Annotated in this window: 17 protein-coding genes and 1 pseudogene; 3 read left to right on the top strand and 15 right to left on the bottom strand. The window is 67.6% G+C overall.

The annotated features are described in order from the left end of the window. Positions 1–32: 32 nt before the first annotated feature. The 5 genes from JYG32_RS05270 to JYG32_RS05290 form a co-directional block, all read right to left on the bottom strand. Complete coding sequence (locus tag JYG32_RS05270) at positions 33–926, bottom strand: LysR family transcriptional regulator (RefSeq protein WP_213264888.1); 894 nt, start codon at positions 924–926, stop codon at positions 33–35. Between the two features lie 95 nt (positions 927–1021). Continuing rightward, on the bottom strand, positions 1022–1849 hold the full coding sequence (locus tag JYG32_RS05275; RefSeq protein ID WP_174383587.1) for an alpha/beta hydrolase: 828 nt from the start codon (positions 1847–1849) through the stop codon (positions 1022–1024). 234 nt (positions 1850–2083) lie between these two features. Further along, entirely contained in the window at positions 2084–2467 is a 384-nt protein-coding gene (locus JYG32_RS05280) for a VOC family protein (protein WP_034184203.1), read from the bottom strand. 23 nt (positions 2468–2490) lie between these two features. Next, the gene (locus tag JYG32_RS05285; RefSeq protein ID WP_213264889.1) at positions 2491–3453 is read right to left on the bottom strand and encodes a hydroxymethylglutaryl-CoA lyase; all 963 of its coding nucleotides are present in this window, start codon (positions 3451–3453) and stop codon (positions 2491–2493) included. A 29-nt stretch (positions 3454–3482) separates the two neighbouring features. Next, complete coding sequence (locus JYG32_RS05290) at positions 3483–4673, bottom strand: CaiB/BaiF CoA transferase family protein (protein ID WP_213264890.1); 1191 nt, start codon at positions 4671–4673, stop codon at positions 3483–3485. Here JYG32_RS05290 and JYG32_RS38840 point away from each other — a divergent pair. Both JYG32_RS38840 and JYG32_RS05295 read left to right on the top strand, forming a co-directional pair. Then, positions 4672–5064 (top strand): hypothetical protein, encoded by a 393-nt coding sequence (locus JYG32_RS38840; RefSeq protein ID WP_249744591.1) that lies wholly within the window; start codon positions 4672–4674, stop codon positions 5062–5064. The genes JYG32_RS05290 and JYG32_RS38840 overlap by 2 nt on opposite strands. Further along, entirely contained in the window at positions 5003–5902 is a 900-nt protein-coding gene (locus tag JYG32_RS05295; RefSeq protein ID WP_249744620.1) for a D-2-hydroxyacid dehydrogenase, read from the top strand. The genes JYG32_RS38840 and JYG32_RS05295 overlap by 62 nt, the downstream gene beginning before the upstream one ends. A gap of 286 nt (positions 5903–6188) precedes the next feature. Here JYG32_RS05295 and JYG32_RS05300 read toward each other — a convergent pair whose 3' ends face one another. Next, entirely contained in the window at positions 6189–6401 is a 213-nt protein-coding gene (locus JYG32_RS05300) for a hypothetical protein (RefSeq protein WP_047900698.1), read from the bottom strand. 219 nt (positions 6402–6620) lie between these two features. Here JYG32_RS05300 and JYG32_RS05305 point away from each other — a divergent pair, with 219 nt between their 5' ends. Next, the gene (locus tag JYG32_RS05305) at positions 6621–6914 is read left to right on the top strand and encodes a DUF4148 domain-containing protein (protein WP_213264892.1); all 294 of its coding nucleotides are present in this window, start codon (positions 6621–6623) and stop codon (positions 6912–6914) included. 134 nt (positions 6915–7048) lie between these two features. Here JYG32_RS05305 and JYG32_RS05310 read toward each other — a convergent pair whose 3' ends face one another. From JYG32_RS05310 to JYG32_RS05350, 9 genes and pseudogenes are all read right to left on the bottom strand, one after another. Further along, positions 7049–7486 carry a hypothetical protein gene (locus JYG32_RS05310; RefSeq protein WP_174383582.1) on the bottom strand — a complete coding sequence of 146 codons (438 nt, stop codon included), beginning with the start codon at positions 7484–7486 and terminating at the stop codon, positions 7049–7051. A 171-nt stretch (positions 7487–7657) separates the two neighbouring features. Beyond that, positions 7658–8581 carry an ABC transporter permease gene (locus tag JYG32_RS05315; RefSeq protein ID WP_174383581.1) on the bottom strand — a complete coding sequence of 308 codons (924 nt, stop codon included), beginning with the start codon at positions 8579–8581 and terminating at the stop codon, positions 7658–7660. Beyond that, positions 8581–9450 (bottom strand): ABC transporter permease, encoded by an 870-nt coding sequence (locus JYG32_RS05320; protein ID WP_047900691.1) that lies wholly within the window; start codon positions 9448–9450, stop codon positions 8581–8583. Before JYG32_RS05320 ends, JYG32_RS05315 begins: the two co-directional genes overlap by 1 nt. 37 nt (positions 9451–9487) lie before the next feature. Then, positions 9488–10567, bottom strand: a complete 1080-nt coding sequence (locus JYG32_RS05325; protein WP_213264893.1) for an ABC transporter ATP-binding protein — start codon at positions 10565–10567, stop codon at positions 9488–9490. 49 nt (positions 10568–10616) lie between these two features. Further along, positions 10617–11792 (bottom strand): ABC transporter substrate-binding protein, encoded by a 1176-nt coding sequence (locus JYG32_RS05330; RefSeq protein WP_213264894.1) that lies wholly within the window; start codon positions 11790–11792, stop codon positions 10617–10619. A gap of 374 nt (positions 11793–12166) precedes the next feature. Next, positions 12167–12445 (bottom strand): annotated as a pseudogene (locus JYG32_RS05335) (type II toxin-antitoxin system death-on-curing family toxin); the annotation flags it as partial. Positions 12446–12553: 108 nt separating this feature from the next. Then, entirely contained in the window at positions 12554–12727 is a 174-nt protein-coding gene (locus JYG32_RS05340; RefSeq protein ID WP_167347848.1) for a hypothetical protein, read from the bottom strand. A gap of 133 nt (positions 12728–12860) precedes the next feature. Beyond that, positions 12861–13454 carry an RBBP9/YdeN family alpha/beta hydrolase gene (locus JYG32_RS05345; protein ID WP_213264895.1) on the bottom strand — a complete coding sequence of 198 codons (594 nt, stop codon included), beginning with the start codon at positions 13452–13454 and terminating at the stop codon, positions 12861–12863. A gap of 17 nt (positions 13455–13471) precedes the next feature. Beyond that, a complete protein-coding gene (locus JYG32_RS05350; protein WP_213264896.1) occupies positions 13472–14800 on the bottom strand; it encodes an MFS transporter in 1329 nt (442 codons plus the stop codon). Between the last annotated feature and the right edge of the window lie 79 nt (positions 14801–14879).

Raw genomic sequence — 14879 nt, forward strand, 5'->3', positions numbered from 1 at the left:
AGGCGTGCCCGTGCGTCGTCGTTTCTTCGCGCTCAGCGCGCCGACATGAAATCGAACAGCTTCGCGATGTCGGTCGTCAGCACGGTGCCCGCCTTGACGCCGACCCACAGCGTGCGCGTTGCCCACGCATCATCGAGCTTCACGACGCCGAGCCGCGCCGCGCGCTCGCCGGTTACCGCATCGCGCGGCAGGATGCCGATCCCGAGCCCGGCCTCGATCATCCGGCTCACGCCGTCGAAGTTCGACACCTGGATCCGCAGCTTCAGCGAGCGTTCGGCCGCGAACGCCGCGTCGGTCATCCGCGCGAGCAGCGAGCTGCCGTCGCTGAGGCCGACGTAATCCTCGTCGAGCGTCTCGGCGAAACGGATGCTGGCGCGCGCCGCGAGACGGTGCGCACGCGGCACGAGCAGCACGAGTTCGTCGCGCCGGTACAGCCGGCGCTCGATGCCGGGCGCCGGCACGTTGTCGGCGAACACGCCGAGATCGGCCTTGCCCGACGCGAGCGCGTCGACGATCTCGTGGCTCAGCCGTTCTTCGAGGCTGACCTTGATGCCCGGGTTGTCGGTGAGAAAGGCCGCGAGATCGACCGGCAGGAACTGGACGATCGCGGACGTGTTCGCCCATACGTGGATATGGCCGCGCACGCCGGCGACGTAATCGCTCATCTCGTGCGCCATCCGGTTGACCTGGTCGATCACCTTCGCCGCATGGTCGAGCAGCGCGCGGCCCGCGGGCGTCAGTTCGACGCCACGCGCGTGCCGGACGAACAGCGCGCTGCCCGTCACGCTCTCGAGTTCCGCGATGCGCTTGCTGACCGCGGACAGCGTGAGCTGACCGTGTTCGGCCGCCTTGGTCAGGCTACCGTGCTCGGCGACGAGCGCGAACACGCGCAGCGACTGCAGATCGAAATGAAGCGGATTCACCATGTGATGGGTCCTGGGAAGGCCGTACGGCGCGCGCCATCATCGCGGCAGCCTGACGCCGATCATACGCCCGGCCGTGTCTGCGCGATACGGCGCGGCTAGCGCGGCGCGATCGCCTGCAACGCGGCGAGCATCGCGCCGTCCGGCTTCGCGAGATCGTCGAGCACCGCGAAGTGCTGCATGCCGGGCAGCCAGGTGCGCGCGATCCGTTCGCCGGCCGCTTCGCACGCTGCCGCGTATTCATGCGCTTGCCGGACGAGTTCGGGCAGTTCGGCGTCGCCGACCGCAACGACGGTCGGCGCGCCGGGCCCGATGTAGCGCAGCGGGCTGTACGCGTCGACTTCGTGCGCGCTGAGCCGCAGCTTGTCGTTCAGGCAGCACAGCGAGATCGGTTCGAGATCGACGAGCGGGCTGATCGCGAGCGCTGAAACAACGGCCGGATGCGCGCGATGCATGGCCGTCAGGTGGCCGCCCGCCGAATGTCCGCTCAGATGGATCGGCCGGTTCGCGGTGCCGAGCCCGTCGGGGTCGGTGACGAGGAAATCGAGCAGCGCGCCGATCTCGCCGACGATGTCGGTCATCGTCGCGACCGGCGCGAGCGTGTATTCGGCAAGCACGACGTCGAAGCCGCGCGCGAGCGGGCCGCTCGCCGCGTACGCGAAATCCTCTTTCGTGCAGTGTTGCCAGTAGCCGCCATGAATGAACACGAACAGCGGCGCGTCGGGCTGCCCGCACGGCAGCCAGTCGAAGCGCTGCGCGGGCCGCGCGCCGTAACGCAGGTCGCGGCGGCCGGGCGTCGCGTCGTAAAGCGCCGCGCTGCGCGACTGGCACGATGCGAGCAATGCGGGGAAATCGGGAACGGCTTTCGTGTTCAGGTAGGCGGCGTCGAGCGCCGCGCGGTCCATGCCGCGATAGAGGATCGTCATTCGGGGAGTGTCCGGGGCGGGTTGCGGATGTGCGGGGCAGGTTCGTCGCCTCGCTGCGAAGGCATCGGCCGAACCGACGCCTCGCACCATTATCGGCAGCACGGCCGGGTCGGGCTATCCGGATTCGGCGGGGGCGGCGCGTGCCTGTCCGCTTTCGGCGAAAGACTGCGACGCCCGGTGCTCGCGCGACCGGCACGATGCGCCGAAGCGGTGCGGCCGGCCGGCCGCCGCCGGTCAGATCAACTCGGAGATCTCGATCAGGTTCAGGTCGGGGTCGCGCACGTAGACCGAACGGATTTTTTGCGTCGCACCCGTGCGCTCGACGGGCCCTTCGACGATCGGCCATTCGACGCGCTTCAGGTGTGCGATCACGTCGTCGAGTGGTACCGACGCGATGAAGCACAGGTCGAGCGCGCCGGGCACCGGCACATGCGCTTTCGGTTCGAACTCCGCGCCGCGCACGTGCAGGTTGATCTTCTGGTTGCCGAAGCGGAACGCAAGCCGGCCGGCGCCGAAGGTTTCGAGTTGCATCTGCAGCACCTCGGTGTAGAAATGCTTCGTCCTGTCGGGGTCGACGCAGGTCAGCACGAGATGGTCGAGGTGATCGATCAGCGCCATGGAATTCGCTCCTGTGTTCCTGTTCATGAGAATGCGCGTTGCGCGGGCATGTCGCCGGCGTCGGCGCGCGGTGGCGGATGAAGATCCGAGCGGCGCCCGGCCTTCAGGATCTGGCTCGGCACGTCGTGCCCGATCAGCGCGGGCAGCCGTGCCGACGCGGCCAGGATGGCCGCGAGATCGATGCCCGTATCGTAGCCGTCGAGTTGGAGCATGTGCACGAGTTCCTCGGTGCATGCGTTGCCGGTCGCGCCCGGCGCATACGGGCAGCCGCCGAGCCCGCCGAGCGACGCGTCGAAGCGGTCGATGCCCGCGTCGAGCGCCGCGAGCGTATTCGCGAGCGCCATCCCGCGCGTATTGTGAAAATGCAGCGTGAGTTGCAACGCGCCGAAGCGCTCGCGGGCGCGTTCGGACAGATCGCGTACCTGCGACGGAAACGCCATGCCGGTCGTGTCGCACAGCGTGAAGCTGTGCACGCCGAGCTCCGCGAAGCGCTGCATCCACGCAAGCACGGCCTCGGCCGGTACGTCGCCTTCCATCGGGCAGCCCATCGCGGTCGACAACGACACGTTGATCGCGACACCCGTGCCGCGCACTGCGTCGATCACATCGCGCAGCTGCGCGAACGACTGCTCGCGCGTCATCCGCAGGTTCGCGCGGTTGTGGCTCTCGCTCGTCGACATCACGAGGTTCACTTCGTCGACGCCGCACGACAGCGCGCGCTCGGCACCGCGCACGTTCGGCACGAGCACCGTATAGACGACGCCCGGTGCGCGCGCGATGCCGTGCATCACGGCCTCCGCGTCGCGCAATGCGGGGATCGCCTTCGGCGACGTGAACGACGTGACCTCGATCTTCGCGTAGCCGCACGCGCTCAATGCATCGACGAGCGCGATCTTGTCGTCGGTATCGACGAACGCCGCTTCGTTCTGGAAACCGTCGCGCGTCGCGACTTCGTGAATGTAGAGCCGTTTGCGTTGCGTGCTCATGATGTCGCCTCCTGTATCCCGTCTCCGGTTCAGATCACGCCGCGCGTGCGCCAGTCGCCGCGCGTCGCCGCATCGATGCCGATCGATTCGAGCACCGCATCGGTATCCGCGCCGAGCGCGGGCGCCGCGCGCTCGATGCGCCCGGGCGTCGCGCCGAGTTTCGGCACGATGCCCGGCACCAGCACGGGCGTGCCGTCGGGGAGCGCGGCATCGACGATCATGTCGCGCGCGCGGTAATGCGGATCGGCCGCGATGTCGGCCACGTCGTAGATGCGCCCGGATGGAATGCGTGCTTCGTTCAGCGCGGCGAGCACGTCGTCGAGATCGTGGCGCGCGCTCCAGTCGCCGATCGCCGCGTCGATGCGCGCGACCTGAGCGACGCGCCCGTCGTTGTGCGCGAGCGCGGGATCGCTGCCGAGATCGGGCCGGCCGATCAGCTCCATCAGCCGCCGGAAGATGCTGTCGCCGTTGCCGGCGATCAGCGCGTACTTGCCGTCGCGGCAGCGGTACGCGTTGGTCGGCGCGATGCCGGGCAGGCTGCTGCCGGCCGCCTCGCGCACCGCGCCGAACGCCGAGTATTCGGGCAGCAGGCTTTCCATCAGGTTGAACACCGATTCGTACAGCGCGACGTCGACGACCTGCCCCTTGCCGCCCTGCTGCTCGCGATGCCGCAGCGCGAGCAGCACGCCGATCACGCCGTGCAGCGCCGACAGCGAATCGCCGAGCGAGATGCCGACGCGCACCGGCGTGCGGCCGGGCTCGCCGGTCAGGTGCCGCAGGCCGCCCATCGCCTCGGCGATCACGCCGAAGCCGGGACGGTCGCGATACGGGCCGGTCTGCCCGAAGCCCGACACGCGCAGCATCACGAGCCCCGGATTGATCGCGGACAGCGCGTCCCAGCCGAGCCCCCAGCCTTCGAGCGTGCCGGGCCGGAAGTTCTCGATCAGCACGTCGGTTTCCGCGACGAGGCGGCGCACGACGTCCTGCCCTTCGGGCGTGCGCAGGTCGAGCGTGAGCGAGGTCTTGTTGCGCGACTGCGCGGCCCACCAGACCGATGTGCCGTCGTGCAGCAGCCGCCATTTGCGCAGCGGGTCGCCGAGGGCGGGCGGCTCGACCTTGATCACGTCCGCGCCGAATTCGCCGAGCATCCGGCCCGCGAACGGCCCGGCGATCAGTTGGCCGAGTTCCAGCACGCGGATGCCGTCCAGGGGTCGCGTCATGGCTGTCTCCGATGAAATCGCGTTGTCGATGACGGCGATCATGAACGCGTTCGCGCATCGCGAAAATCGATCGATGCTCAACCAGCCTTTCCGAAACGGAAAGGCGCAGGTCGATGCGATTGCCGCATCCGTTTTTGTGCGCGGTGCGTCAGCCTTTCCATACGGGAAAGTGCGCTCGCGCAACGGTCAAACGACACCGTGCGCGCCGCCGGCAGAATCGAAGCCGTTCCGCGCCCGCCGGGCGCCTGCCAGCGAGACCCGCCATGTTTTCTGTTTCTTCTCCCGCGAAGATCGTGTTTCTCGATCGCGCGACACTGTCGCCGCAAACCGTGCTGAAGCCGTTTCCGTTCCCGCACGTGTTGCATGCGTTCGACCGGACGGCCGCGCATGAGGTGGCCGCGCGCATTGCCGACGCGGACATCGTCGTGACCAACAAGGTGCGGCTCGACGCTTCGGCACTCGCCGCTGCGCGGCGCTTGCGGATGATCGCGATCGCCGCGACAGGCACGGACATCGTCGATCTCGACGCGTGCGCGGCGCGCGGGATCGTCGTGAGCAACATTCGCGGCTATGCGGTCCGCACGGTGCCCGAACATACGTTCGCGCTGATCTTCGCGCTGCGCCGCAGCCTCGTGGCTTACCGCGACGCGGTGCGTGCGGGGCGCTGGCTCGACAGCGGACAGTTCTGCTTCTTCGATCATCCGATCCGCGACCTGGCCGGCTCGACGCTCGGGATCGTCGGCGACGGCGTGCTCGGGCGCGCGGTGGCCGGCATCGCGCGTGCGCTCGACATGCGCGTGCTGTTCGCGGCGCACGGCGATGCCGCAGGTGACGACTACGCGCCGCTCGACACGCTGCTGCGCGACAGCGACGTGATCACGCTGCACTGCCCGCTCACGCCCGCGACACGGCACCTGATCGATGCGGCCGCGTTCGCGCGAATGGCGCGCCGGCCGCTGCTGATCAATACCGCGCGCGGCGGGCTCGTGGACGAAAACGCATTGGTCGATGCATTGCAGTCGGGGCAGATCGCGGGCGCGGGGTTCGACGTCGTCACGCAGGAGCCGCTGCCGGCCGTGCATCCATTCCACGCGATCCTGTCGCATCCGGCGTTCATCCTGACGCCGCACGTCGCATGGGCGAGCGCCGAGGCCATGCAGGCGCTGGCCGATCAGCTCGTCGACAATGTCACCGCGTTTGTCAGTGGTGAGCCGCGGCATGTGGTGTGACTCGTGCGATGCACGCCGCTGCGGGCGTTCGTTGCGACCGCACAAACGGAACGGCCCCGCTCGATTGCTCGAAGCGGGGCCGACTGATTGAGGGGCGGCTTACGCCAGCGACTCGGCACGTGACGGGTTCGTGCATCCGCCCTGTCTTGCGGCCGGTTTCTGAACTCCCGACGGGTTCTACTTTAAGGAATTCAGACCGCCAACGCTGTAGGGCTGGTCTGAAACTGGACGGGACGAATCATGAAAAACGTCCGGTTCGGCTGCAGCGCACCGCTCGACGCAAATTTCAGTATGCGGACATCTCGACGCAAGGATCGACCTTGGACGGCGAGCAGATGACCGAATACTTCGCGCTCTCGCGCATCAGCGCTTCGCCTTCGTGCAGCGCGATCTTGATCTCGGGGTGACGCTCGTATGCGAGGAATGCCGAGCACATGACCGCGGACATCACGACGAGGGAAAACACAAATTTTTCAAGGGTTTGGAAACGTTCAGGCATGGTTCGACCTTTCTCTCAGCCTGTGATTATACCTTGAAGTAAGGGTTTTCCCTATAACGCGACCCGCATACCGAGGATGCGCTCAACCGAAGGCCGACCGGGTGCTCGCGCCCTTTTTCTCCGTTAATCCGCGCTTAAGCGCCGGTCGAACAAGATGGGTCTACCGGTTGCGGCAACCTTGCCGCGCCGGCCGCCCTGTCCTTATCGGAGATCCTGACGATGAAAACCGCCCTTTCCCTGCTCGTCCTCGCCGCCGCGATCGCGGCGCCCGCCGTGTCGTTTGCGCAGACGGCCAACGGCCCTGTCACGCGTGCCGAAGTGGTCGCGCAGTTGCGCCAGCTCGAACAGGCCGGCTACAAGCCGCTGAAAGGCCAGTACCCGGACGACGTCCAGGCTGCCGAAGCGCGCGTCGCGCAATCGTCGGGTATTGGTGCGGAAGCCGGCGCGTCGAACGCGTCCGGCCGTCCGGCACTGCCGGCAATCGTGTCCGGCCAGGCTGGTCGCGGGCGCTGACCGGCTCGACCGGCGCATACTCGTGCGGGCAATCGCCGTCGATGGCGTGCCGTCAGCGGAAGGAACGGGACGGTGCGGCCTTCAAGAACGACAGACCGTGCACCGAAGGAAGAGAAAGGCGCGCCGCCGGTGTGTCATTTCGGCGCCGACGCGGCACTGGCCGCGTTGCCGGGCCATGCCTTGCCGATCTGGTCGATCAACGATTTCGCGGTGCCGGTTGCGAGCGCCGCGTCGACGCCTGACGTCTGCCACGAGCCGTCAGCGGCCTTCACGAAGGTCAGGTTCGCGCGCGACGGCGAGTAATCGGCATTGCGCCACGTGACGACGACGTCGCACGAGTACGTGCGATCGCCGAGCTTCTTGCAGTCGCCGTCGGGTTTCGCCGACACGACGTCGGCCGATACCGGCAGCGGCTGGCCGAACAGCGCGTTCAGGCCGCCGTGGTTTTCCGCTTCGAGCGCGCGGCGCACCGCGGCGTCGACGTCGCTCGATCCGGGGCCGTCGTGGAGCAGGTTGCAGGCGGCCAGCAGCGTCGATGCACAGCCGAGTGTCAGCAGCGTTTGGAACTTCATGGATATCCGTCAATCGGGTGAACGTCGGGGGGCGCGCGGCGACATGCATGAATGCAGTCGCCGTGCCGCTACGCCGCGTAGTCTGCAACGTCCGCGCGTCGTTCGCGGTATCCATTTGTAACCAATTGCACGGACGCGCTGCGGCACGGCGCGTCCGTGTGACGCCCGCGCCTACTGCCGCTCTTGCTTCACGCGGCTGACGAGCTGCGTCGGGCTCACGAACTGCAGCGCGATCACGACCCATACGAGCGTGATGGCCATGTAGATCATCGCCATCGCGTCGATCGACTGCGGCGCGCGCACGCCGGTCGAGAACACCGCGTAATACAGCGCGACGACGAGCGTCTGCGTGCTCGGGCCTGCGGTGAAGAACGTCAGCTCGAACATCCCGATCGTGCGCACCAGCACGAGCAGCCCGGCGGCGAGCATGCCGGGCACGAGCAGCGGCAGCAGCACGTAGCGGAAATAGCGCCACGTGTTCGCGCCGAAGATGCGCGCGGCGGCTTCGAGATTCGGATCGATCTGCTCGATGAACGGCGTCATCACGAGGATCACGAACGGCAGCGCCGGCACCAGGTTCGCGAGGATCACGCCCGACAGCGTGCCCGCGAGCCCGACCTTGTACATCACGGTCGCCATCGGGATCCCGTACGTGACGGGCGGCACCATCAGCGGCAGCAGGAACACCAGCAACGCGAAGCGCTTGCCGCGAAACTGCACGCGTGCGAGCGCATAGGCGGCCGGCACGCCGAGCGCGATCGACAGCAGCACGACCGCGCCGACGACCTCTACCGTCACCCACAGCACGCTCGCGAGCTGGAAGTCCTCCCACGCCTTCGCATACCAGTGCAGCGTGAAACCCTGCGGCAGCGGCGTGCCGAACCAGCGTGTCGCGATCGAGTTCACCGCGACGGTCGCGATCAGCAGCATCACGTTCAGCAGGAAAAACGCCATCAGCCCCCAGACGAGCGCCTTCCAGGCACGGCCGGCGAGGTTGCTTCTCATCTTCTGCGGTGTCCTCGCATTGACGGGCCGTGCGTCGGGCGAGCCCTGCTTCGGCGGCCAGGCCGGCGCGGCGTGATTGTCGGTCGCCATCAGCCCTTGCCCCCCGTCACCGGCCCCGTATAGAAGAAACGGCGCGCGCCGAGCATCGATGCGACCACCAGCAACTGCACGAAGCCCATCACGATCGCGATCGCCGACGCGAGCGAATAGTCGTAGCTCTCGAACGCGGCCTCGGCCGCCGCGATCGAGATCACGCGTGTCGGCCCGGCCGGCGCGCCGAGCAGCACGGCCGACGGGAACACCGAGAACGCCTGCACGAACGACAGGCACGCGGCCATCGTGAGCCCCGGCACGAGCAGCGGCAGGTAGATCTGCCGGAACTGCTGCCACGGGTTCGCGCCGAGCGTCGCCGCCGCGCGCGCGAGCGTCGGGTCGATGCCGCTGATGTACGACAGCATCAGCAGGAACGCGAACGGAAAGCCCGACACGATCAGCGACAGCAGCACGCCCCAGTAGTTGTGCGTGAGGCGCACTTCGTCGGTGTACAGGTGCAGCCCCTGCAGCGCCTGCGGGAACCAGCCGTTCGGCCCGAAGTACGTGAGCATCCCGTCGGCGACGAGCACCGTGCCGAGCGTGACGGGAATCACGAGCAGCGTCGTGACGAACTTCTGGTACGGCGAATTGCGGCGCAGCGCGAACGCGACGGGCACCGAGACGCCGACGTTGATCAGCGTGGCCGGCACCGCGAGCTTCAGTGTGACGAGCACCGTCGGCCACATCGCGGTATCGGTGAAGAACTGCACGTAGTTCGCGAGCGCGCCGCCGCCGTTCATCGGCTGGAACGACAGCACGAGGCCGTACGCGAACGGATAGATGAACAGCGCGACGATGAACGCGAGCGCGGGCGTGACGAGCCAGGCCTTCGCGTCGCGCGGCGTGCCGGCCGCGAGCGTGCTCATGCGGCCTCCCGGCGCGATGGCGCGGCGGTCGGGCCGCTCATGCCGGCGCTCCCGCATAGACGAGCGTGCGCGACGGCGCGACGCGCAGCCGCAGCCGTTCGCCTTCCGAGAATTCGCCCGCGACGCGCGCCCAGATCGGGCCGAACGGCGTGACCGCGCGGATCAGCGAATCGCGGCCGCCGTACTCGACCGTTTCGACCGTCGCGTCGAACGTGTTGTCGCCGGCGTCGTCCGCGCGCTCGATGTCGTCGGGGCGCAGCGCGACCACGACGTCCTTCGCGTCGAAGCCGGCCATCGGCAGGCCCGCGACGCGCACGCCGCCTGCCGTGACGTTCACGTAATCGCCAGCCATCCCTTCGAGCGTGAACGGCAGCACGTTGCGATAGCCCATGAAGCGCGCGACATGCAGGTTGTGCGGGCGCGTGTAGACATCCTTCGGCGACGCGACCTGCTGCACGACGCCCTCCTTCATCACGACGATGCGGTCGGCCATCGACAGCGCCTCGTCCTGATCGTGCGTCACGTAGATCGTCGCGCGTTCGAGCTGCGTGTGGATGCGGCGGATCTCCGCGCGCATCTCGATGCGCAGCTTCGTGTCGAGGTTCGACAGCGGCTCGTCCATCAGCACGAGCGGCGGCTCGATGACGATCGCGCGCGCGATCGCGACGCGCTGCTGCTGCCCGCCCGACAGTTGCCCGGGCAGCTTGCCCTCGTGGCCGACGAGCTGCACGAGTTCGAGCGCCTGCTGCACGCGCCGCCGCGTTTCCTGCTTCGGCACGCCGCGCATCTTGAGACCGAAGCCGACGTTGTCGAGCACCGACATGTGCGGAAACAGCGCGTAGTTCTGGAACACCATCCCGAAGCCGCGGCGCTCGGGCGGCAGCACGTCGATGCGCGTGTCGTCGAGCCAGATGCCGCCGCTCGTGAGCGGCTGCAGCCCCGCGATGCAGTTCAGCGCGGTCGACTTGCCGCAGCCCGACGGGCCGAGCAGCGCGATGAACTCGCCGCGCCGGATCTCGAGGTCGAGCCCGTCCAGCGCGGCGACCTGCGCACCCTCCGCATTGGTGAAGCTGCGGCACACGCCGTCGAGCCGCAACCGTTCGAAACTGTGCTTCATTACGCGAACTCCATGAACGCGGGCGCCGTGGCGCCCGCCGGTTCAAGCGTCACTTCGACTTCTGCGAGCCGATCTCGCGATCCCACTTCTGGAACGCGGCGACCATCGCCTGCGCGCTGAGCGGCTGCACGTGCGGACGATCGGCGAGCAGCTTCGCGTATTCGGGGCGGCCGAACTTGCGGATCACCTCCTGGCTGTGCGCGGGCGCCATCTCGAGCGTCACGCCCTTCACCGCCGGGCCCGGATAGAAGTAGCCGTCGTCGTAGGTCATCGCCTGCTGCGCCGGCTCGAGCAGGAAGTTCATCAGCTTGAACAGCACGTCGAGCTTTTCCTTCGGCACGCCCTTCGGGATCACCATGTAGTGCGCGTCGTTGACCCACGTCATGTTGTCGAACGACTGGACCCTGAACTCGGCCGGCACGATGCCGAGCGCGCGCGGGTTGAGGTCCCAGCCCGTGACGGTCACGGTCATGTCGCGCGTGCCCTCGCCGAGCTCCTTCATCACGGCCGACGTGCCGCCCGGGTAGTACGGCACGCAGTCGTTCAGCGCTTTCAGGAACGCCCAGGTCTTGTCCCAGCCGTTGATCGGGTCCTGCGGGTTCTTGTCGCCGAGCACGTACGGCAGCCCCATCAGGAACGTGCGGCCGGGGCCCGAGTTCGCCGGGCGCGCATAGATCAGCTTGTTCGGGTGCGCCTTGCACCACGCGAGCAACTGGTCGGGCGTCTTCGGCGGGTCGCCGACCTTCGCCGGGTTGTATTCGAGCAGCGGGCCGGCCGGCATGTAGGTCACTTCGAGGCCGAAGCCCTGCGCGAGATCCTGCATCTTGCGCGGGCCGGGCGCGTATTTGTCGAGCACGCCTGGGAACGCGGGCGCGTTGTCGGGCAGGAGCTTCTGCCACAGGTTCTGTTCGATGCCGGCGGCCAGCGCATCGGTGCCCGTCAGCACGAGGTCGATGTCCGAGCGCCCGGCCGCCTGCATCGCCTTGATCTTGCCCGGCAACTGCGGCGCGGGTGCATTCGTGAACGTGACGTTCGATACGAGATTCGGGTTCTTTTCCTTGAACGCTTCGATGGCCTTCTGCGTGAGCTGCAGGTTGCCCGCGACGTCGACGATGTTCAGCGACACGGGCGCGGCGATGGCCGTCGCGGCCCCCGCGGCCGACAGCGTGAAGCCCAGCGCGAGGGCGATCCGGCAGGCACGGCGCGCGATCGTGGTTGTGTTCATGTCTCCTCACTTCGGTCGGTGGATGGGACCTTTCTTTTCAGGAAATCATGACGGCGTTATACGATGTCGGTCAACAAAAAACCGTGATGCGCGGGGCGGGACTTTCCCTGACAAAAACCCTTCTGCGATGGTGTGATTCAACAGGCCGAACGGATGCCGGGTGTGCTGCGGCAGGTTGAATGCAGCGTGTTAGGACATCGTATGTCGGCGTGAGAGCAGAATCAGGCCGGTGCGTCGGGAACGCCCGGCCGGCGTGTTTCGTGGGAGGAATGCAACGTCGACCGGATATCCGGAAGATGTATCGAGCCCGTGCAGGTTATCGGCGCGCGGTCATCAGGACAAGGCCGCAGAGAATGGCTGCGTGAGGCAGGGTTTCAACGGGACAGGGACAATTCCCAGACCGCACTGAAATACTCAGCCAGTTCCTCGCTCGTGACACTGCCGTCGGCGACATCGACCATGAGGTCTTCGAGATCGGCAAGGCGAGGAATCGAGATACCTTGCCGCTCCATATACGTCAAGGCGCAAGTGAGGCCAGTACGCTTGTTTGCATCATTAAACACATGGCCGCGCGCGATTGCGATGGCATAGGTCGCGGCAATACCGAACACGTCATCAAGGCCCGCGTAATGAACATGATTTTCGACGCGATGGAGAGCGGCCTCGACGCCGCCTCGCCGGCATGAGCGAAACCGCTGAGGCCGCCGAGGTCCCGGATGATCTCGTCGTGAATGGTGATGACGTAATCGAGATCCAGCAAATCAGCGGTCCTTCAGCGCGATCAGCACGTCCCGGTGTTCGGTAATGACTTTTCGTGCTGCACGCAGCACGTCGCCTTTCTCGGTTTCGGTCGAGACCTTGACCTCCGTCGTGGGGCGAATGATCGTGCGAGGTTTCAGCTCGACTCCGTACAGCGTTTTCCTTTTGGGAGCCATGACAGATTTCCGATAAAAAATGATATTAATCAGCCATTTATCTCGCATTGGCATGCGGCGGCCACACTGCTGATAATCATGGCATCCAACGAACCGCATCAGAATGTCTGCGCAGGCACACGATGGCGGCGTGTCAATCCGTCATATCGGCACGGCTTTCGCCGAGCGCAACCACTTCGCCGATCCACCGTTCCGCGTCATGCCATTCGCCATACCCGGATGCCGGGTTCAGGTGCCCGACCTCGCCGAGATCGACGAGCCGGCTGCCCCACCCGGCCGCCAGCGCCTCGACGCGTTCGAAGCGCGCGAGCGGATCGTTGCGGCTCGCGGCGACGACGCTCGGGAACGGCAGCCGCGCGGTCGGCACGGGCGTCCAGCCGTGCGCATCGATCGCATCGGGTGCCGGATAGCCGGCCGGCATCGGCGTATCGAGATCGGCCGGTGCCGCGAGCAGCGCGCCGTGGATCGCGCGTGTGGCCTGCCGCGCCCAGTGCACGGTGATCATTACGCCCGCGCTGTGCGCGACGAGGATCACCGGGCCGTCGATCGCGGCCAGCGCAGCATCGAGCGCCGCGACGCGCGCGGCGCGGCTCAGTTTGTCGGCTTCGAGCGGTGCCACGGAGCGTGCGTTCGGCAGCCGCCGTTCGAGGTGCGTCTGCCAGTGGTCTTCGACGTGATCGCGCAAGCCGGGCACGATCAGGATGGTGGGCGCGGTCGCCAGGGTCATGCTGCCTCCGGGAGGGTTCAGGAAAGGTGTGTCGCGCGCCGTTCGCGTTCGACGCGCGCGAGATCGGCCGCGTAGCTCGCGCGTCCGATCGCGAACAGCACGGCGGCCGCGAGCGGCACGACGGGAATCCATTGCAGTGCGCCGACGAGCCCGGCGCGATCGGCCACCCACCCCGTCAGCAGCGGGCCCGGCGCCATGCCGAGCAGGTTGTTGGCGAGCGTGAGCGTCGCGAACGCCGACGCGTGGATCGCGGCCGGCGTCAGGTTCGCGACCATCGCGCCCGATGCGCCGGACGCGCCTGCGCCGACCAGCATGCCCGCGCAGATCAGCGCGAGCTGCAGCGGCCCGGGCGGCAGCCGGAACGCGACCGTAAGGCAGACGCCCGTCAGCACGCAATACGCGATCGCGGTCAGCCATTTGCGCGAACCGTCGGCACGGCCGACGCGGTCGGTGACGATGCCGCAGCCGACCATCCCGACGCCCGCGAGCAGCACGAAGCCGGCTGCAAGCACCGCGGCGCGGTCGGGCGCCATCGCGTAGTAGCGGTTCAGGTAGCTCGGCAGCCATGCGAACAGCGCGCCGGGCACGAACAGGTGCAGCCCGCTGCCGATATAGGCGCATACCACCGAACGCGATGCGAACAGCCCCGACATCAGCGCGCGCACGCTGCCGAGCAGGTCGCGCGGCGCGTCGGCATCGCGCCGGCACGGTTCGATGCGGCATGCCGCGAGCCGCCGTTCCGTGACGACGCAGCGATACGCGACGAGCAGCACGATGCCGAGCGCGGCCATCACGCCGAACGACCAGCGCCAGCCGAGATGCGCGCCGACCAGCCCGCCGAGCGCCATCCCGAACACGGAACCGAAGGCGCCGCCGGCCATGAACGCGCCGGTCAGCGTCGCGCGCAGGCGAGCCGGAAAGATGCTGAGGATCAGTGCGACGCCGACACTGCCGTACGCGGCTTCGCCGAGCCCGACGAGGCCGCGCGCCACGAGCATTTCGGCGTAGTTGGTCGACAGCGCGCAGCCGAGCGTCGCGACGCTCCACAACGCGGCCATCAGCACGATGCTGCGCACGCGCCCGAAGCGGTCGGCGAGCACCGACAGCGGAAACGTCAGCAGGCCGACCAGCAGCGCGACGACGCCGCTCAACGAACCGAGCTGCGTGTCCGACAGCTCCCACGCGTGCTTGAGCAGCGGAAACACGGCGTTGAGCACCTGCCGCGACATGTAGTCCGACAGCAGCAGGCCGACGGTCAGCCCGAACACGAGCCACGCATACGCAGGCGCGCGCCGCTCGGTGGCCGTCAGGTCCTGCAGCGACGGCTCGACATGATGAATCAACATGCGTGTCTCCTCCGGCACCGGTGCGGCAACGCGCCGGCGCGGCTTGCGCGGCCCCGCTCCGTTCGGCGGAGCTTGCCTC

The organism is Burkholderia pyrrocinia (assembly GCF_018417535.1).
Lineage (GTDB): Bacteria > Pseudomonadota > Gammaproteobacteria > Burkholderiales > Burkholderiaceae > Burkholderia > Burkholderia pyrrocinia_E.